Origin of the sequence: Brevundimonas sp., assembly GCF_041919755.1 — a bacterium.
Lineage (GTDB): Bacteria > Pseudomonadota > Alphaproteobacteria > Caulobacterales > Caulobacteraceae > Brevundimonas.
The window spans coordinates 16,820-42,111 of sequence record NZ_JAYRTD010000013.1 but is presented as its reverse complement, the minus strand read 5'-3'; the positions used below and the strand labels follow the sequence as shown (position 1 = coordinate 42,111).

General features: G+C 64.3%; 20 protein-coding genes. 3 read left to right on the top strand and 17 right to left on the bottom strand.

Annotated features, from left to right (window positions below; translation table 11 throughout):
• The first annotated feature begins 105 nt into the window (after positions 1 to 105).
• The gene (locus ACE3TH_RS13510; protein ID WP_374600461.1) at positions 106 to 2,916 is read left to right on the top strand and encodes a M16 family metallopeptidase; all 2,811 of its coding nucleotides are present in this window, start codon (positions 106 to 108) and stop codon (positions 2,914 to 2,916) included.
• 60 nt (positions 2,917 to 2,976) lie between these two features.
• Here ACE3TH_RS13510 and ACE3TH_RS13505 read toward each other — a convergent pair whose 3' ends face one another.
• From ACE3TH_RS13505 to ACE3TH_RS13485, 5 genes are all read right to left on the bottom strand, one after another.
• On the bottom strand, positions 2,977 to 3,999 hold the full coding sequence (locus ACE3TH_RS13505) for an NAD-dependent epimerase/dehydratase family protein (RefSeq protein ID WP_374600460.1): 1,023 nt from the start codon (positions 3,997 to 3,999) through the stop codon (positions 2,977 to 2,979).
• A gap of 52 nt (positions 4,000 to 4,051) precedes the next feature.
• A complete protein-coding gene (locus ACE3TH_RS13500) occupies positions 4,052 to 5,113 on the bottom strand; it encodes an O-antigen ligase family protein (RefSeq protein ID WP_374600458.1) in 1,062 nt (353 codons plus the stop codon).
• Positions 5,114 to 5,454: 341 nt separating this feature from the next.
• Complete coding sequence (locus tag ACE3TH_RS13495) at positions 5,455 to 5,679, bottom strand: hypothetical protein (RefSeq protein WP_374600457.1); 225 nt, start codon at positions 5,677 to 5,679, stop codon at positions 5,455 to 5,457.
• 139 nt (positions 5,680 to 5,818) lie between these two features.
• The gene (locus ACE3TH_RS13490) at positions 5,819 to 7,111 is read right to left on the bottom strand and encodes a hypothetical protein (RefSeq protein ID WP_374600455.1); all 1,293 of its coding nucleotides are present in this window, start codon (positions 7,109 to 7,111) and stop codon (positions 5,819 to 5,821) included.
• The gene (locus tag ACE3TH_RS13485) at positions 7,108 to 9,381 is read right to left on the bottom strand and encodes a GumC family protein (RefSeq protein WP_374600453.1); all 2,274 of its coding nucleotides are present in this window, start codon (positions 9,379 to 9,381) and stop codon (positions 7,108 to 7,110) included. The genes ACE3TH_RS13490 and ACE3TH_RS13485 overlap by 4 nt, the downstream gene beginning before the upstream one ends.
• A 250-nt stretch (positions 9,382 to 9,631) precedes the next feature.
• On the opposite strand from ACE3TH_RS13485, the gene ACE3TH_RS13480 reads away from it, so the two are divergent.
• A complete protein-coding gene (locus ACE3TH_RS13480; RefSeq protein WP_374600451.1) occupies positions 9,632 to 9,961 on the top strand; it encodes a hypothetical protein in 330 nt (109 codons plus the stop codon).
• Here the strand turns inward: ACE3TH_RS13480 and ACE3TH_RS13475 are convergent.
• The 4 genes from ACE3TH_RS13475 to ACE3TH_RS13460 form a co-directional block, all read right to left on the bottom strand.
• The gene (locus ACE3TH_RS13475) at positions 9,931 to 10,968 is read right to left on the bottom strand and encodes a M48 family metalloprotease (RefSeq protein WP_374600449.1); all 1,038 of its coding nucleotides are present in this window, start codon (positions 10,966 to 10,968) and stop codon (positions 9,931 to 9,933) included. The two genes, ACE3TH_RS13480 and ACE3TH_RS13475, sit on opposite strands and share 31 nt — an antisense overlap.
• A gap of 3 nt (positions 10,969 to 10,971) precedes the next feature.
• Complete coding sequence (locus ACE3TH_RS13470; RefSeq protein ID WP_374600447.1) at positions 10,972 to 11,667, bottom strand: polysaccharide biosynthesis/export family protein; 696 nt, start codon at positions 11,665 to 11,667, stop codon at positions 10,972 to 10,974.
• Between the two features lie 21 nt (positions 11,668 to 11,688).
• Positions 11,689 to 12,483, bottom strand: a complete 795-nt coding sequence (locus ACE3TH_RS13465; RefSeq protein ID WP_374600446.1) for a tyrosine-protein phosphatase — start codon at positions 12,481 to 12,483, stop codon at positions 11,689 to 11,691.
• A 103-nt stretch (positions 12,484 to 12,586) separates the two neighbouring features.
• A complete protein-coding gene (locus ACE3TH_RS13460; protein ID WP_374600444.1) occupies positions 12,587 to 14,800 on the bottom strand; it encodes an AGE family epimerase/isomerase in 2,214 nt (737 codons plus the stop codon).
• A 217-nt stretch (positions 14,801 to 15,017) separates the two neighbouring features.
• Between ACE3TH_RS13460 and ACE3TH_RS13455 the strand changes: the two genes are divergently transcribed.
• Entirely contained in the window at positions 15,018 to 16,955 is a 1,938-nt protein-coding gene (locus ACE3TH_RS13455) for a UDP-N-acetylglucosamine 4,6-dehydratase family protein (protein WP_374600442.1), read from the top strand.
• A gap of 25 nt (positions 16,956 to 16,980) precedes the next feature.
• On the opposite strand, the gene ACE3TH_RS13450 is transcribed toward ACE3TH_RS13455, so the two are convergent.
• The 8 genes from ACE3TH_RS13450 to ACE3TH_RS13415 are packed head-to-tail and all read right to left on the bottom strand — an operon-like array spanning position 16,981 to position 25,224.
• Positions 16,981 to 17,541, bottom strand: coding sequence for a sugar transferase (locus tag ACE3TH_RS13450; RefSeq protein ID WP_374600440.1), 561 nt, complete (start codon positions 17,539 to 17,541; stop codon positions 16,981 to 16,983).
• Positions 17,542 to 17,544: 3 nt separating this feature from the next.
• Positions 17,545 to 19,020 (bottom strand): aminotransferase class I/II-fold pyridoxal phosphate-dependent enzyme, encoded by a 1,476-nt coding sequence (locus ACE3TH_RS13445; protein ID WP_374600438.1) that lies wholly within the window; start codon positions 19,018 to 19,020, stop codon positions 17,545 to 17,547.
• On the bottom strand, positions 19,017 to 19,637 hold the full coding sequence (locus tag ACE3TH_RS13440) for an acetyltransferase (RefSeq protein WP_374600436.1): 621 nt from the start codon (positions 19,635 to 19,637) through the stop codon (positions 19,017 to 19,019). Before ACE3TH_RS13440 ends, ACE3TH_RS13445 begins: the two co-directional genes overlap by 4 nt.
• Positions 19,638 to 19,639: 2 nt before the next feature.
• Positions 19,640 to 20,770: a UDP-N-acetylglucosamine 2-epimerase gene (gene neuC / locus ACE3TH_RS13435; protein ID WP_374600434.1), complete on the bottom strand. Its 1,131-nt coding sequence runs from the start codon at positions 20,768 to 20,770 to the stop codon at positions 19,640 to 19,642.
• A 1-nt stretch (position 20,771) separates the two neighbouring features.
• Positions 20,772 to 21,818: an N-acetylneuraminate synthase gene (gene neuB / locus ACE3TH_RS13430; protein WP_374600432.1), complete on the bottom strand. Its 1,047-nt coding sequence runs from the start codon at positions 21,816 to 21,818 to the stop codon at positions 20,772 to 20,774.
• Positions 21,815 to 22,753, bottom strand: a complete 939-nt coding sequence (locus ACE3TH_RS13425; RefSeq protein WP_374600430.1) for an NAD-dependent epimerase/dehydratase family protein — start codon at positions 22,751 to 22,753, stop codon at positions 21,815 to 21,817. Before ACE3TH_RS13425 ends, neuB begins: the two co-directional genes overlap by 4 nt.
• The gene (locus ACE3TH_RS13420) at positions 22,746 to 24,083 is read right to left on the bottom strand and encodes an oligosaccharide repeat unit polymerase (protein WP_374600428.1); all 1,338 of its coding nucleotides are present in this window, start codon (positions 24,081 to 24,083) and stop codon (positions 22,746 to 22,748) included. The genes ACE3TH_RS13425 and ACE3TH_RS13420 overlap by 8 nt, the downstream gene beginning before the upstream one ends.
• 37 nt (positions 24,084 to 24,120) lie before the next feature.
• Positions 24,121 to 25,224, bottom strand: a complete 1,104-nt coding sequence (locus ACE3TH_RS13415; RefSeq protein ID WP_374600427.1) for a phytanoyl-CoA dioxygenase family protein — start codon at positions 25,222 to 25,224, stop codon at positions 24,121 to 24,123.
• Positions 25,225 to 25,292: the final 68 nt, after the last annotated feature.

The window sequence follows — 25,292 nt, the reverse complement described above, 5'->3', positions numbered from 1 at the left end:
GCGCAGATTACGAAACTGCAACAATTACAGTCTTGCGTCCGGAAGCATGCCGGTTACCACTTTCGCACCGTGTTATTTCAGACTGCGTCACAGGGGACCCCATTCATGCGTAAAACTCACCGTCTCGCCCTGCTTTGCGGCGTCGCCGCAGGCGTCATGTTGGCGACCGGCACCGCCTCCGCGCAATCCCTGCCCGCAAGTGCCGTTGTCGCCGCACCGCAGTCACGCGGCCAGCTGGCCCCCCTGCCGGACGTGGACATCCCCTATACGCGTTATGTGCTGGACAACGGCCTGACCCTGATCGTCCACGAGGATCGCAAGGCCCCGATCGTGGCGGTCAACATCTGGTATCACGTTGGGTCGGCGCTGGAGCCCTACGGCCGCTCCGGTTTCGCCCACCTGTTCGAACACCTGATGTTCAACGGGTCGGAGAACTTCAACACCGACTTCTTCAAGGGCACGGAGCTGCTCGGCGCGACCGATCAGAACGGCACCACCAACACCGACCGCACCAACTATTTCCAGAACGTGCCGACGACTGCGCTGGACTCCTTGCTGTGGCTGGAAAGCGACCGGATGGGCCATCTGCTGGGTGCCATCGACCAGGCGCGTCTGGATGAGCAGCGCGGCGTGGTCCAGAACGAGAAGCGCCAGGGTGAGACGCAGCCGTATGGCCGCGTCTTCAACGCCATCACCGACGCCACCTGGCCCGACGAACATCCCTATGGCCACACAGTCATTGGCTCGATGGACGATCTGAACGCCGCCGACCTTCCGACCGTGCAGCAGTGGTTCCGCGATTACTATGGCGCGGCCAATGCCGTGATCGTCCTGGCGGGCGACATCAGCCCCGAAGAGGCCAAGGAAAAGGTCGAACGCTATTTCGGCGACATCCCCTCCGGTCCGCCCGTCACCCAACCCCGCCGCATGATCGTGCCCATGGTCGGCGAGCAGCGCGAGGTCATGTTCGACCGCGTCGGCCAGCCGCGCCTCTACAAGGTCTGGAACACCACCCCGACCGGCGACGCCGACAGCGACTATCTGAGCATGCTGGGCGACGTCCTGTCCTCGGGCCGGTCATCGCGTCTCTACAAGCGTCTGGTCATTGACGAGCAATTGGCCACCCAGGTCTCGGCCAGCCAGGGCAGCCGCCAGATCGCGGGTCAATTCATCGTCGTCGCCACGGCCAAGGCCGGTGGCGACCTGGAGCGGATCGAGGCCATCATCGACGAGGAGATGGCGCGCCTGCTGCGCGATGGTCCGACCAATGAGGAGTTGGAGCGCGTCCGCACCCAGACGGCCGCCGGCTACATTCGCGGTCTGGAGCGGATCGGGGGGTTCGGCGGCAAGTCCGACCGCCTGGCCGCCTCTCAGGTCTTCCTTGGCGACCCCGGCGCTTGGCGCGAGAGCTATCAGCGGGTGGTCGCCGCACGGCCCGCCAACCTGACCGAGGCCGGCCAACGCTGGCTGACGGACGGCAGCTATTCGCTGGAGGTCCAGCCCTTCCCCGACTTCACCACGGCCCAGACGGGTGTGGATCGGTCCGCCGGCGTGCCACCCGCACCGCCGGCCCCGGCCGCGGTCTTCCCGACGGTCGAACGGGCCCAGCTGTCCAATGGCCTGAAGATCATGTTCGTGCGTCGCGACAGCGTGCCGACCGTGACCATGAACCTCGTCCTCGACGCCGGGGCCGTGGTCGATACGGACGCTCAGGCTGGTTTGGCCCAGCTGACGCCGCAGGTCATGACCAACGGCACCGACGACCTGACGGCCATCGAGATCAGCGATCGTCTGCAGCTTCTGGGCGCGACCCTGGGCGCCGGCTCGGGCACCAATGCCACGACGGTGTCGATGACGGCCCTGTCCTCGCGTCTGGACCCGTCGCTCGACCTTTATGCCGACGTCATCCTGAACCCGGCGTTCCGTCAGGAGGACTTCCAGCGCTCCAAGGTCATGCAGGTCGCCGGCATCCAGCAGGCGAACCGCAACCCCGGGGCCATTGCCTCGCGCATCCTGTCGCAACAGCTTCAGGGGCCTGGCAGCCCCTATGGTCGTCCCGCCTCGGGCACAGAGGCGACGGTCAACAGCCTGACCCCCGCCGATGCCGAGGCCTGGCACAGCACCTGGGTCCGTCCTGACAACGCCACGCTTGTCGTGGTCGGCGACACGACCCTGGCCGAGCTGACGCCCAAGCTGGAACGGGCCTTCGCCGATTGGCGCGCGCCTTCCACCCCCATGCCCGCCAAGCCGGGACCGGCCGATGCGCCGGAGCCGGGTCAGCCGCGCATCCTGATCGTGGACCGCGCCGGGCCGCAGTCGACCATCCTGGGCGGCCGCATCGTTCCGGCTTTCGATGCCGCGACCGAACCCGCCATCGAAACGATGAACACAGCCTTGGGCGGCTCCTTCACCAGCCGGATCAACATGAACCTGCGTGAAGACAAGGGCTGGTCCTATGGCGCGGGCGGCGGCGTGCCCTATGCCCGCGGCGAGCGCATCTATTCCGTCAGCGCGGGCGTCCAGTCCGACAAGACGGCCGAAAGCCTGGTCGAACTGCGTCGCGAACTGACCGAGGTCGTGGGCTCGCGTCCGCTGACCGAGGCGGAAATCCAGGCGGCCCGCTCCAACATGGTCCAGGGCATGGCCGGCAACTGGGAAACCAATGCCGCCATCGCCGGCGAGCTTCAGAGCATGGTCGTCTGGGGCGTGCCGGAAAACTATTACGAAACCTACGGCCAGCGGGTCGGGTCGATGACGGCGGCCGAGGCAGCCCGCGCCGCCCAAAGCATCGTCGGTGATGGCCCCGATCTATGGGTCGTGGTCGGCGACCGGGCCACGATTGAGCCCAAGATCCGCGCCCTCGGCTTCGCCGATGTGCAGGTCGTGACGCCCGAGGGTGTGCCGGTCACCCAGTGATTGACATGGTGAAGTGAGAAGAGGGCGGTGTCGTCGACGGCACCGCCCTTTTTGTTGGCTTCAAACGCCGTAGAAGTCGCGGTACCAGTCCACGAAACGGCCGACCCCGATCTCGATGGGCGTGGAGGCCGCATAACCCAAGGCGGCGCGCGTCTCGGTCACATCGGCCTCGGTGCGGCTGACGTCGCCGTCCTGGACCGGCATCAGGTTCAGTGTCGCCTTGACGCCCAGCGCCTCTTCCAGGACGGCGATGTAGCGCATCAGCGGTTCGCGTCGCCCGGCCCCGAGGTTCAGCACCCGCCAGGGGGCGACGCCAGAGGTCGAGGGGTTCGGGCTCTCGGCCCGCCAGCCTGAGTCGACCGCCGCCGGACGATCCAGCGCTGCGATCACGCCTGCGACAATGTCATCCACATAGGTAAAATCCCGCTCCATCGCGCCATGCCCATATACGTCGATGGGCTGGCCTTCGAGCATGGCCTTGGTGAATTTGAACAGGGCCATGTCCGGGCGGCCCCACGGCCCATAGACCGTGAAGAACCGCAATGCCGTCGAGGGAAAGCCGAACAGATGGGAATAGCTGTGCGCCATCGCCTCATTGGCGATCTTGGTGGCGGCATAGACGGTCAGGGGGTGGGCCACGCCTTGGCGCACCGAGAAGGGAAGGGAGCCGTTCGCCCCGAAAGCGGAACTCGTCGAGGCATAGACCAGATGCTCGGCCCCGACCGCGCGGGCACCTTCAAGGATGGTTAGAAAGCCGACGACGTTGGAATCGACGTAGCTCTCGGGGCGTTCCAGGCTGTAACGCACGCCGGCCTGGGCCCCCAGATGCACGATGCGGCGCGGCTTATGCTCGGCGAACAAGGCGGCCATCCCCGTCCGATCCGCCAGGTCGAGGGTGTGGTGACGATAGCCGGAAAAGGCCGTCAGCCGCTCCAGCCGTGCCTTCTTCAGTGCAGGGTCATAGTATGCATTCAGATTGTCGACCCCGACCACCTGCTCGCCGCGCCCCAGCAACTGCCGCGCAGTGTGGAAGCCGATGAAGCCGGCGGAGCCGGTGACGAGGACGGGGCCTTTGGCGCTCATGGTTCAGCGATACCGCCGACGGCCTGGGACCGCCACACCCGAATAAAAGAGCTCAGCGTTCGGCCTGCCGTTCCGAAGGCTGTCCGGCCTTTTCCAGCAGGCCAACGCAAAAGGCGAACAGCACAGCCAGAGTCGCGGTACGCAGCGGATAGTCGACCGCCGAATGAGCCAGCATCATCAGTATGCCGACAGAGGCGGCGCGTTGCAGGTCGCGCTCGCGCGAGGTTCCGGCCCTCCAGGCCGCCCATGTGCGCCGCCCATACCAGATCAAGAAAGCGATCAGCAGGGCCGCCGCTGGCCAGCCGGCCTCGAGCCAAAGCTCCAGATAGTCGTTGTGCGCGTGGTTAAAAAAGGTGGGATCCAGCGTCTCCAGCGGCTCGACCGATCGAAAGACGGCGTCGAAACTGCCGATCCCGGAGCCAAGCGGCAGATAGGCGTCAGAGGCACCGGCCACGATCGGCCAGTTCTCGAATCGACCCTCGGGAGCTGATTGGCTGTCGAACCGTTCGAGAATCGGCGGCAAGGCGACAACCGAGACGGCACCGATCGCGACCACACAGGCCGCAGCCAGTCCTATCAGGGCAGGGCCTGGTCGTCCGCGACCGGCTGCGATCCAGCCCGCCAGCAGGCTAAGCACGATCGACGGACCCAGCAGGATGAGGCCGGCACGAGACCGTATCGCCGCCAGACCTATAACCACGATGCCGATGAAGACGGCCCCGAACCATAGAGGTAGGCGACGATCGTCGTGTCGGCGACGCAGGGATGCAGCACCCATGGCGACAGCAAACGGCAGCATCGCGACCAGGAGGGTCGCCAGATGGTTGCGGTTGGCAAACAGGCCGTTGACTGACCCGGCGGCAGTGGTCGCCCATACGTAAAGTTGCTGGCCTCCGCTGGCCAGTTGCGCCGCGCCCAGAAGAACGCTGAGCACTGCCGCGATGAGGTATATGGCGATTATGCGTGTCGCTGTCGCCTGGTTCAAAGAAAGCATGCCGACGAAGGCGGCGATCGGTGGCAGCAGCGCCAGAAACGCCTGCCAGGTCAGGTCCGGGCTTAGCGAAGCGGGAACCAAACCGGGCTGCAAACCTGCCAGCTCCAGAGCCAGCACCATCTCCGATCGGCCAGCCAAACCTGTCCAGATGGCGGGCGGCAAAGGAATGAGCTGAATGAGAGGCACGGCAGCGATTAGCGCTGTCAGTCCCAGTGCAAAACGGTGATTGCGCCACTGTCCGGTGCTTATCAGCCGTGACAGACCCAAAACCAGAAGAGGAAGCGATGCCAGTTCCACCAAGGCGAGACGCAGCGCGTGCTCGCGACTGGCACCGCCAAAAACAATAGAAAAGGCCAGTAGGACAAACGCTGCGATTGCAACGCCATCCCACTGGCCCTTCAAAACCCTGTTTGTCACGCGAACGTCAGCTGTTCAGCGGTCGTACGCGATCCCGTCCGGATTTAGTCGCTTTCCGAATCGTCGTCGGTGGCGACCACGACGGTGGCGACGATGACGGCGGTACCGATGAGCAGAACGGGCAGCGGAATGCCGGCGAACTCCGAACCGGCGTCGGCGCGAGCGCCCACGCGGTCACCAACGCGAGCAGCGGCAGTGTTGTTGGCGGCGGCGGCTTGGCCGGCGACGAGCAGCAGGCCGGCGGTGACGGCGGCGATGGTCTTACGCATGGAGTATCCCCTTGATGTACTCGTTTGTGCAGGCGAACCCGCGTGGCACGTGAAACTCGTATAAGCGCCGGAAGTTGCCAAATCAATACGATTTCGGCTCTGAGGCGAAACTGTCATGAAATGAGCCGCTAAATTCCGCTTACGGAACAACACGAGAGATTGCCATACGGTCAAACCAGGCCGTGGTACTTGAGCGACGCTCCTCGGGCACAGACTCCAACCTCAGCCACTGTCCGCCACAGTCCTGAGGGATGGTGAACTGGGCCGCACCAACCGTCCAGACATCGGCTTGAGCGGGCGCGGCAGGTGCGCTCAAGGCAACTCGGTCCCCAGGAACGCAGGTGATCGACCAGCGCAGGTTTCGAGACGCATCCCCGCTCTCATTGCGGGCCTCGAACGCCAGGCGATAACCTCCTGGCGAAAGAAACAGCAGTTGTTCTGCAATAGTTTCTTCGGTGTAGCCGTCGAACGACACCCTGAGCGCGGGATCACCCGTTCTGACGTCGTCATTCAAAATCTCGGCCACGATTCCCGCACCTTGAGCGATTCGCCATTGGAACGGCTCGGGTGACGAGGCGTCGTCGAAGCTGCCGTTTGCCACCAGGGTGCTCATGGCGGGACGGTTCAGGCGCTCGCGAACGGTGCGCGCGCCGTCCAACAAGCCGCGATCGACCAGATAGAGGTAGAGTTGCCGCAGTTCGGCGTTGGTCAGCGGTGCGTCTCCGGCTTGCAGAACGATGGCCAGGTTGATCGCGACCCGCAGACCCTCATCGCTGGCATAAAGGCTGTCCAGATAGTCCTGCCGCCAAGGCGGTTTGGCCGCCACCAGACTGGCGATGACGGGCAGGGCGCGTTGGGTGTCCGCCGTCGCGGCGGTCGTGAACAGCCGGAAGATGCCGGGTCGCAGCGCTTCACGGCGGCGTGCTAGAGTGTCAGCATGGGCGAAGGATGAGACATAGTCGCCGCGGCGAAGACGATAATCCACCAGCCAGGCGTGGGACGGGTCGTCCCGCAACGACCAGTTGCCGGCCAGCGTCAGCAACTCGTCCGCCTGTGCTTCTTGTCCTGCTCTGGCCTCGCTCAAACCCACAACGCGCAGCGATGCCGCATTGAACGGTGCCCTGGCTAACGCTTCCCGGCCCAGAACGCCCGCATCCTCATTGGCTTGAGCGATCGCTTCGCTCGTCTGGCCGGCCCGGTCCGCCGCAAGTTGTCGGGCCTCGGCGGCGCGGCGCATGACCGTGGGCGAGCCGGGCGCGACCCGGATAGCCAACTCCGGCGGCGCGCGCTGGATGACCGGCTGCAAGATCACTTGCCAGCCCAGCCAGACAGCACCGACCGTCAGCGCATAGGGAAGCCACCCGCCCGCTTTCGCACCGCGTCGCGACCGTGCGCGCGGCGCAGGCGACGGTGCGGCTACCCCGTCTCTCAAGGACGCTTGCCCTTGGCGGGCTTGACGTCGCCCTCGGCGGAGTCGCCGCCATAGTTATAATCGTAGGCGTAATCGTATCCGCCATAGACCGTAGCCTTGGTATTGAACTTGGTCAGCACGGCACCCAAAAGGCGGGCGCGGCCGACGCGCAGACGCTTCAGGGCACCGCGGGCCTGGCCGCGCCGGGTCCCTCGAGACTCCAGGACAAATAGGGCTCCACCGACGTTTGCCGCGAGCAGGGGGGCATCGGCAAAGCCGAGCACGGGCGGCCCGTCGATCACGACGTGATCAAAGTTCTTGGCGGCTTCCGCCAGGAACTCACGGACACGATCGCCGCCCCACAGCTCGGCCGGATTGGGTGGCAAAGGCCCGCAGGGGATGAAGAATAGTGTGTCCTGACGCGTGCGTTGAACCACCGAGGCCAGATCGGCCGAGCCGGACAGCAGGTTGCTCATGCCCTTGTCATTGTCGACGCCGACGACCCTGTGCATGGACGGATTGCGCAGATCGCCGTCGACCAGCAGTACACGCTTGCCGACGCGGGCGAGGTTGAGTGCGGTGGCGTAGGCGGTCGTGGACTTGCCCTCAGCCGGACGCGCACTGGACACCATGATGCTGGTGGGAGCGCCATCTGGAGTGGAGAACTGCAGCGCCGTTCGCAGAGAGTAGTAGGCCTCTGAGAATCCGGACCGAATGTCGGCCATGGCGGCGGCGGGCGTTTCGCCCTTCGGCAGAAGAGGCACGACGCCCAGCACCGGCACGCCCAGCTTGCGCTCCACATCGTCGGGGGTTGCCACTGTTTCGTCCAGCGCCTCAAGGGCGATGACGGCAACCGCGCCCAGACCCAGACCAAACAGGGCCGCAAGCGCCAGATTGATCAGCAGATCCGGCTTGGATGGTTTGGTCGGGGGGACCGCACTGTCGATGATCGAGATGTTGTTGGCGGTGATGTCGCCGGTGATCCCGACTTCCTTGTACCGCTGCAGCAGCCCCTCATACAGGGTGCGGGTCGTGTCCAGTTCACGTTGGAGAATATTGTACTGGATCGAGCGGTCGCGGAGATCCAGCACGTCGTTCTTCAGGCCGTTGACCTGGGCCTGAAGCGCTCGCTCGTTGTTGAGCGCGACGGTGTATTCGTTCTGGATGGACGCGCGAATGCTGTTGGCGATCGACTGCAACTGACCGTCGGCTTCGGCGATCTGAGCCCGCAGACGCACCATTTCGGGGTAGTCCGGCTGATACTGGCTCAGCTTCTGCTGATATTCCGTCGTCAGCGCGGCCCGCTGCTCGAACAGGCGCTGCGCCGATCCGTTGGCCAGAACCTGCGGCAGGTTCAGGACCGGGGTCGTGCTGGCGGTACGCCAGCGCTGCTCCGCAGCCGTGCGCGCTGCCTTGGCCTGGGCGAGGGCATCGTTGATCGCTACAAGGTCATTGGACGCCAGCGACTGGGTCGCTCCAGGGCCGGAACCATCCTCGTTGTCGCCGACATTGATGATCTGTTCGGCGGCGGCGTAATCGACCAGCTGACGCTCGGCGTCCTCCAGCCTTTCCTTGGTTTGGGCGATCCGCTCTTCCAGGAATTCGCGAGCGTAGGACGAGCTTTCGTATTTGCGGTCCAGATTGGCCTGGATGAAGTTTTCCGCAAAACCGTTGGCGATCCGCGCGGCGACTTCGGGATTGGGGCTGTCATAGCCGACGGCGACAAGGCGCGAGCCGCGAATAGGCGACACGCTCAGGTTCTGCTGGATCGTCCGGATGGCCAGTTCGCGACGAGCACGGGCCCGCTCTGCGGCGCTGCCGTCGCCGGCGGGGATTGAGACGTACAGACTGGTAAGGGCCGCGTCGGAGCTGGCCAGGCCCAGGCTGTCGACCACGCGCTCGGTCAGCGAGCGGCTGCGCAGCAGGCCGTATTGGGTCTGATAGAAGTCTTCGCCCTGCGTCATCGTCTCGCGCGGCGTGACGTCTTCAGAGTTGAAGACGCGTGCCGCCTCGCGGTCGATCTGCAGCGTGGCCTGGGCCGTGTAGATCGGCGTCATCAGCAAGGTCAGCGCCGTTCCGACAGCCAAGGCACCCAGGAAACAGGCGATCAGCAAAATCCGGTGCTTCAGCGCCAGGCGCCAGTAGGCTGCCAGGTCGAAGACAGGCGTGTTATCTTCGTCGGCCGACCATCCACCCTGTTCCGCAGTCGGTGCCCCCACGGGCGCGAAACCGGCCGGGCCGCGAGGGGTCTTGCTGATGCGCTCGTCAACGAACGGATTGTCGGCAGGCATAGGGTATCCGTTGGCACTGGCGCGACTATCGACCGCGCATTGAAACTGTCGGGCTGATAGCCCAAGGACGCTCGCCACGCACACGAAATTCGCTCTTACGGCGTTCGCACGAGGCGAGCGACTTGTGCGGGAGTGCCGGCAGGATGACAAGTCGCCCGGCATTTTGCTGTGGTGCAGGGCTATTCGAAGAAGTGGCAGGCGTTAGTTGATGTCTCTGGAATTTCCGCGCCCTGACCACCGATTTTTTCGCTTGGCTGCTGTAGCCGCGGGCTTGGTCGTGGGCTGGTTCGCTTTTAGACCGGCCATGGAGGTCGAAGGTGGCCTACCCTGGGACAAGGCCAATCACGCCTCGGCATTCCTGGTCCTCACAGTCGTGACCGGGCTGGGATGGCCGAGACTGTCGCGGCTCTGGCTTGTGGCACTGATGCTGCTGGCGGGCGTGGCAGTGGAGTTGATCCAGGGTCTCGACGTGGTCGGGCGCGACGCGGATGCGATGGACGTGGTCGCGGACGGCGTCGGCATTCTTGCTGGCTTGGCGATCCTGAGGGTTCAGGGGATCAGAGGCTCACGCGCCGCCTGACGTCGCGCGATCTCGGCCACCACCGGTTCCAGGGCTCGACGGCGCTCAGGGATGGATCGATAGACGCCCCGCAGATTGATCTGGGGGTAGCGCGCGCCCGGTGCCGCCGCCTCATACGTGCTCAGGAAATGAACCGCGCGCCCGGGGTCAAAGCCGGCGCGAGCCAGCAGATACAGACCCAATATGTCGGCGTCGCTCTCCGAAGAGGACGATAAACCCCGGCGAAGGCTCAGTTGCGCATTGGCTTCACCCCGCCCGCCCTGGACATCCGGCACGGTCGCATGCTCCAGCACCGCATGGGCCAGTTCATGGGCGAGCAGGAAGGCCAACTGGTCGTCGTCCTGCGCGATATCGACCAGGCGGGCCGAAACGAAGATCGTGCGTCCGTCAGAGAGCGCTCGCAAGTCGTCCCTGACCTCGACCTGAGTGTCATAGGCGCAGGCTCTTTGCGGGGGCACGGTCACGGATCGCTCCATGCCGTCGCGGCGCACCGTCAGAACCATCGAGTCCGATCTTGCCGCGCGGTCCAGGCGATCGATATTGGCCTGAAGCCCGTCGTAGGTCTGGCCGCGCGCTGTTGCGGCGGTGCCGGTGCTCAGAGGCCGACCATTGACGGCCACGATGACATCGCCCTGCCGTAACCCCGCTCGTTCGGCAGGACTGGCGACGGGAGCCGAGAGGATGCCGGGCAGATCTCCCTGCAAGCCATAGGTTCGTTCGGCAATGCGTCGCAGTTCGCTGCCGTACTGGCTGGCTGCGTGCAGGGTCCAGCCCGCCTTGAGCCGCGTGGCCGGGCAAAGATCGGCATTGCCGACGGCCAGCCGCCAGGAGACGGCGGCGACCCTTTGATCCTTGGCGACCAAGGCTGTCAGGCGAGCTTCGGCATCGGCCTCTGCCACGCGGCCCGCGTCGGTCCTGGGAGGCGCGGGATGGCTGCAGGCCGCCAGTCCGGCGGCGATCAGGCCGGCGGCGACCATCGCGCGGAGGCGGCGGGACAGCCGCATCATGCCTCAGTAGGGGCGGAAGACGGACAGGCCGGGCAGGGCGGCGATGACGTCGCGCATGAAGGCGCTCATCCGCGAGGTATCGACCACGATGATGTCGTCGCCTCTCACCGCCGGATCGTCGGCACGGCCCTGACGGATGGCCCCCAGATCGAACAGGGCGACGGACCGCTGGCCATCGACGGTGCGGAACACCGCGACCTTACTCAGGTCGGCGACGCGCGTCGGGCCCTCGGCCATAGCCACGGCCTGAAGCAAAGACGTCGTGCCGCGCATCTCATAGACGCCGGGCTTGGTGACGGCACCATCGATGGTGATCTTCTGGCTGGCGGCTTCCAGAACCACCACGCTGACCTGCGGATTGCGCAGATACTGGGTACCGAGGCGACCGGCGATGTCCGTCGACAGTTCGTTGGGCGTGCGACCGGCCGCGCGGACAGTCCCGATCAGAGGCATCTGGATTTCGCCTGAAGCGTCGACAACGATTTCCTTGAAAGACAGATCCTCGACTTGGAACACGCGCAGATCCAGCTTGTCCCCCGGTCCGATGCGATACTCATTGGCCTGACCCAGCGGAGAGAACAGGGCCGCCTCCACGGGCTGGGCCGCCGTCATCTGAGTGACATCCATCTTTGTCCCACCACCGCAGGCGGACAGCATGACGGCGGTCAGAGACAGAACCAGCGGGAGCGCACGCAGCATGGGGGACATGACGAAGAAACCTCAGGCGGCCTTGAACAGCCGTTTGAAAAAGCCCGCGCGAGGGGCCGGGCGCGCCTGTCCTACAGCAGCCGGGACAGAAGCGGGAGAGGCGTTTTCAAGCACCGCCCGGGGCCGCGTCAATACCATGTCGTCGGCGGCCTGCTGGCCCAGGCGCTGAGCCACAGCCTGTACGGCCTCGGACAGGACCGGTGCCCGGCTACGCAGGTTGTGCGCATCGGTCGCCAGAATATGCACCAGACCCTCTTCCAGCATCCGCTCGGCCCAGTACTGTGTCCGCTTGCCGAAGCGACCGGTCACCGATCCGGCTGTCAGCTGCATCCAGGCCCCGGCCTCCACCAGTTGACCCATCAGCGCGTAATGTTCCTCGATCCAGCGCAGGCGCTCTGGGTGGGTGATGATCGGGTGGAAACCGGCCGCCATGCAATCGAACACGGCTTCGGCCATGCGCGGCGGGGCGGTGTTGTGGGGCGGCTCGAACAGGAAATAGCGCGTGTCGGCCAGCGTCAGGCGCTCGTCGCGCTTCAACGCACCGGCCAGCCCCGTGATCAGATGGACATCGGCCCCCGTGACGAGGCGCAGGGGGATGTCGGCCTTGGCAAGCTCGGCCCGCAAGGCTTCGACAGCGGTGCGAATACCCTCGGACGTGTTGTCGTAATAGCCCGGCATCATGTGCGGCGTGCAGGCCGTGACGGTTATGCCGTCGTCGACAGCGATCCGCGCCATTGCCAATGCGGTTTCAAGGTCCGGTGCACCGTCGTCGATGCCGGGCAGGATGTGGCAGTGCAGATCGATCAAGGATGTAGTCCCAGCAACCAACGACGACGGCTTAGAGCCTGATTTTGGGGCGCAAGCGTGGCTTGGCGGTGCCGGACGTCAAACGCGCCACATCGGCCCAGGTTCAGCTCAGGTCACCGCAGGCGTCGTTCAGCAGACCGTTCCGGGAAGCTGCGGCGACCTCATCCAGTGCGCCCATGATGTGGTACAACGAACTGGCCGGGGCGGGCTCGGGTAGAAAGCGACCCTGTTCGTCCAGCTTGTCGCGCCAGGTGCCGTTTGGCGACAGATACCGACGCAGGGCGCGCAGGGCCTTGGCCGCATCGTCCAGACGCAGTTCGCGTGTTTCACCCTCGCTCATGGCCGCCATGTTCAATGCGGCCCGCAGCCATTCCGATTGGGGCCACAGGCGGGCCCGCCCCGTCGCCATGGTCAGGTCCGCATTCAGCGCATCGACGGCGACCAGACGGCGCGGATCGACACCGCGCATGCCATGGTCGTAGAGCACCCGAGCCGCCGCGATCGCCCGTGCGTCATTCCGCGTCCGCCCGTGTTGTGACAGCAGCCAGGACCATTCGAACTGATGCCCCGGTTCGATCAGTCGCCCGTCCTCGCCGGCCGCAGGCTTCCAGTCGGCATCGAAAAACTCGTGCAGAGCCCCTGTCTTCGGATCGATCAGGGTCGTCAGGGCAAGGTTCGCGATATGGTCCGTGATCAGGCTCCAGCGCGGATCGACGCTGCGCGCCTCCCAGGCCTGGGCCGCCTCGAACAGATGCATGTTAGCGTTGGACTGCCACGGATGGCTGCCGACTTCGATCCAGCCCCGGCCGGCCGGCGGCTGACTGGCCAGCAGGGCCTCCAGCATGACGGCGGCCTGCGCCTGACAGCGCTCGGCCATGACGTCGGCCTCGTGCGCGGCGGCCAGGCACAACAGGCCGAATGCCTGCTCATACAGGGGCGCGCTGTCGTCCAGCACCGACCCGTCCAGTTCCAGCATGTTGCGAATGGCGCCGTCAGGTCGGACATAGGCCTCGAACAGGCGATTCAGACCCCCCTCGACCCGGGCCCGCCAGGGACCGGTCCAGCCCAGTTGGCCTGCGCGACAGAAGACGAAGATCTGCCGGGTCTGGACCCGGGCCCGTCGCTTCATCTGGGCGGCTCGACCATCCAGATCGAGGGCCTCGACGAAGCCGCCGCGATCGTCCACGCCCAGCGTCGACCACAGGGGCAGGGCGGCGGTCCGCATCCAGTCGGCGAACCGCACATAGGGTCTGCCCTCGCGCAGATCAGGCGCGTCGGCATGATGCGGAGCCTCGGCCTTGATCCGTTCGACCAAGCTCTTGATCTCCTGCGACCGGCTGAGATCGGCGACCAGAACAGCATCCGGTTCGACGATGACCGCCAGGTTTTGCAACCCGATGGTGGCCACCACCATGCCTTCGGGCGCGCGCACCAGGCAGGTTTCGCTATCGATGCCGATATGCAGGCCCGCTGCGCCTGACCCTGTGGCAAGAACCGAATCCCAGGCCCCCAGGTCGGACCAGGCAAAGCTGACGGGCAAAACGCTGGTCCGGTCGCTTTTTTCCATCACCGCATAATCGATGGACAGACGCGGCGCGGCACGGAAGGCCTCGGTCAGACGGACCGTCTCATGATCGGGCTCGGGCGGCAGTGAGGCCCGCGCGGCGGAGACCATCTCGGGCGCATGGATTTCCAGTTCAGCCAGCAATGTCCGCGCACTGACGATGAAGTTGCCGCTGTTCCACAGGTAGCCCTCCGAGACATAGCGGGCAGCCGTCCCGGCGTCCGGCTTTTCGACAAACCGCTCCACTGGGGCCAGTCCGGGTCCTGAGGGGCAGATGTAACCATAGGCCGACGAGGGCTCCGTCGGGGCGATGCCCAGAGTCACGATCCGCCCCAATGCGGCCTCCCTGGCCGCAGCATCCAGGGCGTCGCGGAATGCCTGATCGTCCGGAATGTGATGGTCCGAGGCGATGATGGCCATGATCCCGTCAGGATCGCGCCGGGCGACCAGCGCCGCCGCCGCCGCCATCGCGGGCCCTGAATCGCGCGGCTCAGGTTCCAGCAACAGCGTCGCCGAAGTTTCGAGTTCGGCCAACTGTGCGGCGATGGCGTCCGCATAGCCGGTGCCGGCCACCACGATCAGCCGACGGGCGTCCTGACCTTGCGCGATCATCGGCGCGACGCGCAGGACGGTTTCCTGAAACAGCGAACGGCTGCCGGCCAGGGCGAGGAATTGCTTGGGCCGTCGGGGACGGGATGCCGGCCAAAGACGAGAGCCCGCACCGCCGCACATGATCACTGGATAGAAGGTCATCGGCACTCCACGCCCGTTCACGCGGATGTCTCTAGACCATAACTGTTTCAGCTCGAATCCCGGGCGGGAAAAAAGTTGCGGTTCTTGGCCCGCCGCCACCTTGAAGGCAGCAAGTGACACTGTGCAGCGAACGCACTAGAAGGCCGGTTGGCTGGCCGCGCTTACACCGGGGCGTGTCGGGCCGCCATCGCCGTAACGACGACCGGAAGACCGTATCTTGAGTAAGTTGTCTCTCCTGCTCCTTCGCGGCCTCAAGATCGGTGCGCGGGCTGCGATCCGCTTCGCCGCGGTGGTGGGCGGCTATATGATCGCCTCCGGTCATGCCTTCAGCATTGCCACGACGCTGAATGCCTTGCAGGACGCGGCGCTCTATGCCGGTCTGTTCGCCGTCCTGGGCTTTGTGCTCGACAATCTGTTTCGCACCGACAAGGCCTTGTGGCGCTATGTGTCCATCGTCGATGTGGGCCCGATCATCCGCACTTCGGTGCTGTCGACCCTGATCTTTCTGGCCCTGACCTTCCTGCTGGATCGTGGCGAGGCGCTGCCACGTTCGACGCTGTTGTTCGTTCCCGTACTGGACGTCGGCATGACCTTGGCACTCGTCCTGCTGCGGCGCATGATCCACGACAAGGAGGCGCTGGTCGCGATCGCGCCCTTCCTCAGCGGGGCGTCGCGGCGCACGCCCCTGATCGTGCTGGGCGACATGGGGCGCGCCGACACCTTCCTGCGTGAACTGGCGCGGGGCGAACAGACGTATCAGCCGATCGGCATTGTGACCCGCACGCCGGGAGCGGCCACACGCCAGCTGCGCGGGGTGAGGGTACTGGACTCAGTCGAGGTCGCCGCCGACCTGATGGACGACATGCTGGGGCATGGGCTGACCCCCGCCATGATCTTCGTCGACGACCAGCTGCAGCCGTCCGATTTTGGAGCCGAGCGCCTGGGGCAACTCCGTCTCCAGGGCGTGAAGCTGCTGACTGTTTCCAGTCCGGTCGAGGTCGGCGGCACAGGCGAAGAGACGGCCCTGCGCGAATTCGCACTGGAGGAACTGCTTGCCCGCCCGCCGGTCCAGCTGGACGATGCGCCCCTGCGGGCGCTTGTGGCGGGCCGCCGCGTGCTGGTCACCGGCGCGGGCGGTTCGATCGGCTCGGAAGTCTGTCGCCAGGTCGCCGGCCTGGGCTGCGCCCATCTGGCGCTGCTGGATAGTGCGGAGTTCAGCCTGTTCTCGATCGATCAGGAAATCGGTCATCGCTGGCCGGAGCTGTCGCGGGCCGAATATCTGCATGATGTGCGCAATGGTGCCCTGCTGACCTCATGCTTCGACGCAGAAAAGCCAGACATCGTCTTCCACGCCGCCGCCCTCAAGCATGTGCCGATGATGGAGCGGCATCCGTGCGAAAGCGTGCTGACCAATGTTGTCGGCACCTGGAATGTCGCCGAGGCGGCCAATGCCGCCGGCGTCAAACACATGGTCTTCATCTCGACCGACAAGGCCGTCGATCCGCCGAACGTCATGGGGGCCACCAAACGCCTGGCCGAAGGTGTGATCCGGGCGCAGCAGACCGGGGCCGGCAACACCCGGTTCAGTGTCGTTCGCTTCGGCAATGTTCTGGGTTCGGCCGGTTCGGTCGTGCCCACGTTCCGTGCCCAGATCGAGCGCGGCGGCCCGGTCACCCTGACCCATGCCGAGATCGAGCGTTATTTCATGACGATCCCCGAGGCCGTGCAACTGGTCCTGCATGCCACCGCCCATTCGGCGGAGCAGCCGGATGGTCCGCTGGGGGTCTTCGTTCTGGACATGGGCAAGCCCGTCAAGATCATCGATCTGGCCCGCCAGCTGATCGGCCTCTACGGCAAGGTGCCGGACAAGGATATCGCCATCCAGATCACCGGTCTGCGGCCCGGCGAAAAGCTATTCGAGGAACTGGTCGATTCCAGCGAAGTGTCGGAAACTGCGGGTCCCAGCCTTATGCGCGTCACGGACCGGATCGCCGGAGCCCGCATGACCGAGGCGACGGTGCGCGCGCTGGAACAAGCCGCACGATCCGGCGATAACGCCGCCGCGCGGATCCTGGTGTTCGACGTCCTGGCCAAGGTGCGGGCGGTTGAGACAGGAGCGGTCTCGCCCGCAAAACAGCCGGTCATCGGAGCCTGAGCCGCAGACCTTCGATGCCGAACGCCTAGTGCGATATGTCCTTGGCGTGGATCACCTTGCCGACGGTCATCCAGAGGATCCGGATGTCCAGCGCTGGCGTCCAGTTCTGCAGATAATAGATGTCCAGCACCACCTTGTCCGGAATGGGCAGCTCGTCGCGGCCGTTGACCTGGGCCCAGCCGGTCAGGCCGGGGCGCAGTCGGTGGACACCGTGTTCGGTCCGCAGCGCAATCAGGTCGTCCTGATTGAACAGGGCGGGGCGGGGTCCGACGACAGACATGTCGCCGACCAGTATGCTCCAGAGCTGCGGGAGCTCGTCCAGGCTGGACTTGCGCAGAAAGCCGCCGATCGGGGTCAACCACGATGTGGTGTCGGCAAGCAGATGGGTCGCCACCGCAGGCGTATCGATCCGCATCGACCTGAACTTGGGCATGCGAAACAGGCGATTGTCGCGTCCGACCCGGTCCGACCAATAGAGCGCCGGTCCCGGCGACGTCAGCCGGACGGCTAGGGCGATGATCACCATGGGAAGAGCGAACACCAGCAGCGCTCCGCCGGCGAGCACAAGATCGAACAACCGCTTCATGGCTCAGCCGGGCTTCAGGATGCCGCGCATGACATCGATGATCCGCGCGATCTCGGCAGGGCTCATGTTGGAGCCAGACGGCATGCAAAGACCGGTTTCGAAAATCTGGTCTGCAACCGAGGTATTGCCGTGGGTAAAGTGTCGGCAACCGGCAAAAACAGGTTGCTGATGCATGGGCTTCCACACCGGGCGAGCCTCGATCATCTCTTCGGCCAGTCGGGAGATGACCTGATTGACCGATATCCCCGCCACCGCCGGATCGATCGTCAGGGCAGACAGCCAGCGGGTCGAATAGCTCCAGTCCGGTTCGGGCATCCATTCCAGGCCGGCGATATCGGCCAGGCCGTCGCGGTAGGCCTCGAACACACTGCGCCTCGCTTCGACACGGTCACCCAGTACCTGAAGCTGCCCGCGCCCGACCCCGGCCAGGATGTTGGACATGCGATAGTTGAAGCCGATCTGGCTGTGCTGATAATGCGGGGCAGGGTCGCGCGCCTGGGTCGCCAGGAACCGGGCCTTCCTGATCAAATCCTCGTCGTCGGATACCAGCATGCCGCCGCCCGAGGTGGTGATGATCTTGTTGCCGTTGAACGAAAAAATGCCCATCCGGCCAAAAATGCCGGACGGTTTACCCTTGTACCGCGCACCCAGGCTCTCGGCGGCATCCTCGATAACCGGCACGCCATGGCGGTTGCAGATGTCGATCAGGGCATCCATATCGGCGCTCTGGCCGTACAGGTTCACCACGATGACGGCGCGCGGCATCCAGCCCTCGGTCCGCGCGGCGTCGAACGCGCGCTCCAATGCGACCGGCGACATGTTCCAGCTGCCCGGTTCGCTGTCGATGAAGATTGGCTCACCGCCTTCGTAGACGATCGGATTGGCCGAGGCCGCGAACGTCAGTGTCGAGCAGAAGACCTTGTCACCGGGCTTCACCCCCAACATGCGCACCGCCAGGTGGATCGCGGCCGTTCCGGATGACAAGGCGGCCGCGTGACCAGCCCCGACGAGGTCGGCGACCTCCCGTTCGAACGCGTCGACATTTGGACCCAACGGAGCGATCCAGTTGGTGCGGAAGGCCTCTTCAACGAAATGCAGTTCGGCCTCGCCCATGTGCGGCGTCGACAGCAGAATGGGCGTGCCGATATCGCGCCGGTTCAGAACGCGGACGATCCGTCCCCCACCGTCGATCAGCGGCAGGTGATTAATCTCGTGCCGATCCATCACAGCCAGGGCGGCCTTGCGGCTGATGTCATCCGGTGCCGTGACAGAGTTCAAGGTCGGCAGGCGCTCCAGGGTGTCGGCCATTTCGGCCCCGGCCAGAAGCAGGCGACGCAGGTCGCCATCGGTCACGGTGCGCAGGAATCGTCCTTCGCCATCGACGAGCAGCAGCATCTGCATGCCCGAGGCATTGATCGTCGCCATCGCGTCGCGAATGGTCGCGTCCCGGCCGGCACTGAAGTCAGCGATGTCGGTCATTCGGTGTCTTTCAGCATGGCGGGTACGCCAGTCCAGGTCTGTCCGGATGCGACGTCCCGCGTGACGACCGCACCTGCGCCAATCGTCACATCGTCACCTATGGTCCGTCCCGGCAAAACGACGGCACCTGCCCCGATCAGCGTCCGTGCGCCGACACGGACAGCGCCGCCCAGAGTACTGTTGGGGGCCATGTGCGCAAAGTCGCCGACCCGGCAGTCGTGGTCGACGACGGCTCCGTGATTGACGATGACACCCCTGCCGACATGCGCTTCCGGCCCGACGACGGCTCCTGCTCCGACAAATGAGCCTTCCCCGATGCGCGCGAGCGCCGACACAGAGGCGGACGGATGTATGACGGTTTCGGGCCTTCCTCCGACTTGGAGGGCACATTCAGTCAGCCTTTGACGGGTCGCACTGTTGCCGATGGCCACATGGACTGCCTGACCAGCCAAGGCTTCACAGATATCCGGTCCGGCAATCTCCAGACCCAGCCACGATTGGCCGTGCCGTCCTGAGTCACCGTCCCGCGCGACGATAGCGTCCAAGGCAACAGCTCCTGCCAGCAGAGCATCCAGCACAACCTTTCCATGGCCGCCTGTTCCGATCAGGTGGATCATCGTCAGTATCCGTTGACCTTCATCATCAGGGCCGCATCCAGAGGCGTGGTGGCGAGCAGGTCGGCAATCCGTTCGGCGGTGTGTCCGTCGCCATAGAGATTTTTCACCGGAAAGCGACCTTGGGCCAGGGCGGCCGTGATCGCCTCGGCCAAGACAACGTGCTCTGCCGACACGTCGCAGACATTGGCGTTGCGCTCGCGCAGGTTCTGGCGTCGACCGACATTGATCACCGGCGTCCCGAAGCTGGCAGCTTCGATGATTCCGGCGCTGGAGTTGCCGATCATCAGGTCGGCATGGGCCATGGCTGCGATGAAATCAGGTCGTGCCAGATGGGTCCGCACCGTCACGCCTTTTTGCCCATGGGCTTTGGTCAGAACCTGCCGGACGGCCTCGCTGCCGCCATCGGCATTGGGCATCAGGGCCAGCACCTGGACGCCAGTCTTGTGCAGGGCATCCAGTATGGCGCGAGCGTCTGAACCCGCTGAGTCAGCCTCTTGCAGGACCGGGTGATAGACCATCAGAGCGAACGGCTCGTCCGAGTTCAGGCCATGCTGGCTCGCGACAGTCAGCCGATCACCGATGGGCGTGTCATTCAAACCATCCAACCCAGGTGCCCCGGTGACATGGATGTTGGTCGCGGCCTCGCCCATTCGGATCAGCCGCTCACGTGAGGCCTCCGTTGCGGTGGAATGCAGATGACTGAGTTTCGAGATGGCGTGACGCACGGGCTCGTCGACCGTGCCCGACCGTTCGCCGCCGTGAATGTGCGCCACCGGGATGTTGAGGTGCAGTCCGGCAATTGCCCCCGCCAGCATCTCGCCCCGGTCTCCCAGCAACAGGACGATATCGGGTTGTTCCCTCTCCAGCGCGTCAGTGAAGGCTGTTGTCATCGCCCCGATGTTTCGGGCCATGGTGGCGCCGGTCGCCGGTGTAAGTGGCACCGGCACCTTTGCGGCTATCGACAGATTTGCAGCTTCGATCTCTCTGACGGTGTCGCCATGCTCGGGCGACAGATGCATCCCCGTGACGATGATCGACAGTTCCAGTTCCGCATGGTCGCGTATCGCCGTCAGGGTGGAGCGCATCAGCCCGAAGTCTGCCCGCGTGCCGCTGATGTAGCAGACTTTGCGCATTTCAGTCCGTGGCCTGATCGGACAGATCATTCCAGGTCAACGGCTGGCCTGCCTGAACGGCATGCAGCAGCGTACGACCTACGACTACATCCTGATGCTTGGGTGCAATCCCCGAGGCGGGTCGCAGCAGGATGAGATCGTCCAAAGTCAGGACATGGCCTGGGGCTAGGTCGCGACGTGCCGTGACCGAGCGTCGGGCAACGGCACGCACCGGCAGTTCAGCGTCGGTCGGGGCCTTGACCGCCGACCCCAGGGCGACCTCCACATCCCGGATTTGGGCGACCAGATCGGTCAGTTGTTCGACCGTCAGCGACGCGCGATGATCGGGGCCGGGCAGGGTGACGTCCAGCGTGAAATGCTTCTCGATCACCGTGGCTCCCAGGGCCACGGCCGCCGTCGATACCGCCAGGCCCAGCGTGTGGTCAGAGTATCCGATCGGCATACCCGTCACTTCCGCGATGGTCCGCATGGCACGCAGATTCACATCGGAAGGGGCGGCCGGATAGTTGGAGGTGCAGTGCAGGATGGTCAGCATCTGGTCCAGCGGGGCGGTCAGTCCGGCCTCGGCGCGGGTGGCCTTGATGACGGCCACGGCCTCCACGATCTCGTCCATCGTCGCCATGCCGGTCGAGACGATCAGCGGTCGGTCCAGCCGGGCCAGATGCTTCAGGAACGGGTGATTGACGATCTCGCCCGACGGCACCTTGATCCGTTGCATGCCGTGCTGGACCAGAAAATCCGCCGCCTCCTCGTCGAAAGGGGTGGACATGAACTCGATGCCGGCCGCTTCGCAGCGTTCGATCAGGCGGCGATGCAGATCGTCCGACATCTCCAGCGCCTTGAGCATGGCGTGCTGGCCGCCTTCGCCCGTCTCTCGCTTCTGATAGTCGGCCTTGTCCGCGCCGGGAGCCGCCAGCTTGTCGGCCGAGAAGGTCTGAAATTTGACCGCGTCCGCCCCGGCCTGACGGGCCGCATCGACCATGGCCAAGGCGCGATCAGCGTCGCCGTTATGGTTCACGCCTGCTTCGGCGATGATGAAAACTGTCACCGTTCGATGTCCGCTGCAGCTGTCGGAGGGGTCCAGTTCAGACGCTGGCATGTGTGCGAGATGTCGATCTCCAGGTCCTCGGTCAACTGGCTAGCCATGCGCCCACGCCCTGCAGCTTTGAGCGCCAGTCGCAGCAGGCCTTTGGGCATGGGCCATAGATTAGGGCGCACCCCAATCTCGTCGGCCATGGACTGAACCAGAGCGCGAGTGGACAGAGGACGCCCGTCGCTAACCATGAAGGTCTGACCAGGAGCTTGGTCGTGATCAATGCAGACGTGGGCGAGGTCCGCCAAAGTGCCGCAAGATACCAGATCGCGCCGGTTGCGATTGATGGTGGCGAACGGCAGTGGCCATCCCCTGCGCACGGCACGATACAGGGTCGCAAGGTTGCCCTTGACGCCCAGCCCGATAATCAACGGCGGTCTCAGAACGACAAGCTCCAGCGACGTTCGCTTCGCGATTTCAGCCAGGCCGCGCTCGGCGTCCAGCTTGGATCGGGCATAGGGGCCGTTTGGTTGCGGTGTGTCGTCGTACCGAAACCCACGACCGTGGGTCGCCCCGCCATTCACGTGGGCCGAAGATATGAAGATGAAGCGTCGCACGCCGGCAGCGGCTGCCTGTTCAGCCAGAGCCAAGGTGGCATCCACGTTGGTCCGGCGGAAAGCCTGATAATCCTGAGCACCGGCAGCGGACGTCTGGTGGGCGCGGCCTGCCGTATGGATCACGCAGTCGACGTTCATCAATGATGCAGACCAGTCGATCGCAGTGGCCATGTCGCCCACAATGACGCTTTCGACGCCTTTCTGGTTCGACAGCGGCTGGCGCGTCGTGACCCGTACCAGCCACCCCCTATTGTATAGATCGGCAGCCAGAGCGCGCCCCAAGAACCCGTTACCTCCGGTGATCAGCAGGTGTCGATCGGATCGGTCAGTCACTAACGAGCCCCGTCGCCGCGACGGCAGGACGCCACCGCATAACACGGGCCGACATGAAGGCCACGATCAACCAGGCGTGCGTCACCAAGCCGTTCGAGAAACCTATGGGCGTATTGATGACACTCAGCAGGATGCCGATCACAACGATCGGTGCCGCCAGCAACCAGCGAGGATCGCTAGCCTGTTTGACCTTCTTGTAGACGGTGCCGGATAACCAGCCCCAGATGAAACAGGGCAGCAGTCCCAAGAACTTGAAATCGACGAACAGCGATCCGAAGGCAGAGGGAAGAAAGCCGTAGGTATTCAGACTCAGCAGGTGGCCAAATCCTGTAGCCAGGAACTCGCTGTTTGTCCGACGCACGATGGCCGAGGAGATGTCGATGCCATAGGCAGTCCACATCATCGGGCCTTCGTAGCTGGTGAAGATGGTGTTCGACATCACAAAGCCCTGGACCACATACCAAACGAAGACGAAGACCAGATACGTCAAATCCGGACCCAGGACGGCGAAGAAGACGTCGGCGAGCGGGCCGTTGAAATTTACGCCCCACGACGATCCGGCGATCCCAAACATGGCGTCAACGCCCCCGACGACATCGGCCCGCACGATGAAAACCCGCGCGAAATATACGGTTGTACAGGCGACCAGAACGCCAATCAAAATGCGTGACGCGGTGTTCAGCTTGAAGATCGGCCTACGCTTCCGTTTTGTCGCTGAGGCCTTGGCTCCGGGAACTCCGTTGGCGAAGACGTGCTTGCGTAGCAGGTAAGAAAAGCCTGTCACCAGCATGGCGTAGAAAAGTGGATTACGTCCGCCGGCGGAAAGTGACACCATCAGGATCGGGCCGAAACCGAACACGGCGGTGCGCCAGAGTATAGGTCTTGGCCGGAATGTAATCTCACGGACAAGGTAGATGTAGGCCGCTGGAGATGTGATGAAGGCGATCTGGAACCATACGGTACTTGCCGACTCCGCCGCACTCAGCAAACCGCCCGCCCTGTCTGACCGCACCTGATACGAATCGATGAGGTTGAACAGGTCGCGCCCCTGCACATCCATGATGCATGCAGCCAAGGCGATGGCCGAGGTGGTGATCAGAATGCGGTCGGTCATGCGGAAGTCGATGGCTACATCGATGGGCATCGGACGCTGGACCATGCGACGGGACGCTGCGGTCGCCCCCAAGCAGTAGGCCGCGATGAACATCAACAGGATCAGCAGGCCGTAGAGCGACATAACCCTGTTCTCGAGCTGGAACGGCAGCACGTAGAACATGACCACGCAAACCGACCAGACGATCAGCATCAGGACGGCTGGGTGAAACTTCATGGAGTCTTCCGACTTCGCGTTGGAGCGGTTGGGTTCGTCATCCTATGACGCAGGTAATGACGCGGCGCTCACCGCTTTCCACCATACCGCCCCGGTGGATGCCCTTGGTGTCGAACAGCACAATGGATCCCTTTGGAGCGGCAATAGCCCAAAGGCCGCAGGCGATGTCTTTGGCCAAAGGGGCCGTGGGCAGCAGATCGTTGCCGAAGCTGCCCTTTTGCCTGAACTTGGCAGGCAGGGCGGCGAACCTAGCGCGCGACACCGCGTCCGTTCCGGCCAGGCCATTGGAATCGTTTGCCTCGCAGATCAAATCGTCCACAGTGCTGATCTGCATCCGATGTGATCCGACAACATAGCTGAACGGGCCGTTCGTAGGCCCCACATCCGTCATGTAAATGATGGCTTTGAGATCGCCGCCGGAGGCGTCGCGATGACAATAGGCCGCCCCCGGAAGCTCCGACGGTGGTGTGTCGGGAAAGATGTCCTTCCAGAAGGTGTCGCTGGCGTCGTTGATCTGTGGGTTGACGTCGATGACCTTGCTCGGACGCTGCATGTAGGCCGAGGCGACATCCATAATGCCGGCATCTGTCAGAACGCGCTCTATGACATCGAAAAGAGCCTGCTGCTCGCGCCGCGTTGTTCGGCCACGCGATTCCTCGAACGCCCGCTTTCTTCCGGCACCCTGTTCCCTACGTTTGCGCAGGACCTCGAACTGTGGGCCAGCAACTTCCTCCAGCGAGGCAATGTCCTTGGGTGTTATGGTCACAACATGAATCCCGTCGCGGCCAAGATGGCCCGTACCGGGATCAGCCCGCATGACACGAGCGGAACGTGCAGGGGGGCGCACGACGATATTCTTCAAAGCATGTCCGACCATGCTCGCGCAGCCGCGAAACGTGGCGTCGGATCGAACGTCGTTGGGTATCATTTCATACCGGACCAGTCGCTTGATCAGCAACACGGCCATGCTGGACAGGAAGATGGACAAACCACCGATCCTGTTGGCCAGGCTCGGTCTGACGGCCAGATCACGATAGGCGTCATGAGCCGTATAATCGACCAGGTCGTAACGCCAGGTCTGCTCCGGAAGAGCCGCGATGGCTGCGTCAGGCTCCATCAATCTGTAGCCCTCGCCGTCCATGCAATCCGATCCTCTCGAGGGCCAAGACCCGACGTAAAAACTTTAGCCTGAAACCCTGCCACTGACGA

Excerpts from the sequence above, each read along its gene's own strand:
- ACE3TH_RS13485 (WP_374600453.1), bottom strand. The coding sequence starts at position 9,381 with ATGCCTGCCGACAATCCGTTCGTTGACGAGCGCATCAGCAAGACCCCT.
- ACE3TH_RS13445 (WP_374600438.1), bottom strand. The coding sequence starts at position 19,020 with ATGACCGACATCGCTGACTTCAGTGCCGGCCGGGACGCGACCATTCGC.
- ACE3TH_RS13510 (WP_374600461.1), top strand. The coding sequence starts at position 106 with ATGCGTAAAACTCACCGTCTCGCCCTGCTTTGCGGCGTCGCCGCAGGC.
- ACE3TH_RS13495 (WP_374600457.1), bottom strand. The coding sequence starts at position 5,679 with ATGCGTAAGACCATCGCCGCCGTCACCGCCGGCCTGCTGCTCGTCGCC.
- ACE3TH_RS13475 (WP_374600449.1), bottom strand. The coding sequence starts at position 10,968 with ATGATGCGGCTGTCCCGCCGCCTCCGCGCGATGGTCGCCGCCGGCCTG.
- ACE3TH_RS13460 (WP_374600444.1), bottom strand. The coding sequence starts at position 14,800 with ATGACCTTCTATCCAGTGATCATGTGCGGCGGTGCGGGCTCTCGTCTT.
- ACE3TH_RS13500 (WP_374600458.1), bottom strand. The coding sequence starts at position 5,113 with ATGGTGCTGGCTCTGGAGCTGGCAGGTTTGCAGCCCGGTTTGGTTCCC.
- ACE3TH_RS13440 (WP_374600436.1), bottom strand. The coding sequence starts at position 19,637 with ATGATCCACCTGATCGGAACAGGCGGCCATGGAAAGGTTGTGCTGGAT.
- neuC (WP_374600434.1), bottom strand. The coding sequence starts at position 20,770 with ATGCGCAAAGTCTGCTACATCAGCGGCACGCGGGCAGACTTCGGGCTG.
- ACE3TH_RS13505 (WP_374600460.1), bottom strand. The coding sequence starts at position 3,999 with ATGAGCGCCAAAGGCCCCGTCCTCGTCACCGGCTCCGCCGGCTTCATC.
- ACE3TH_RS13420 (WP_374600428.1), bottom strand. The coding sequence starts at position 24,083 with ATGAAGTTTCACCCAGCCGTCCTGATGCTGATCGTCTGGTCGGTTTGC.
- ACE3TH_RS13415 (WP_374600427.1), bottom strand. The coding sequence starts at position 25,224 with ATGGACGGCGAGGGCTACAGATTGATGGAGCCTGACGCAGCCATCGCG.
- ACE3TH_RS13470 (WP_374600447.1), bottom strand. The coding sequence starts at position 11,667 with ATGCTGCGTGCGCTCCCGCTGGTTCTGTCTCTGACCGCCGTCATGCTG.
- ACE3TH_RS13450 (WP_374600440.1), bottom strand. The coding sequence starts at position 17,541 with ATGAAGCGGTTGTTCGATCTTGTGCTCGCCGGCGGAGCGCTGCTGGTG.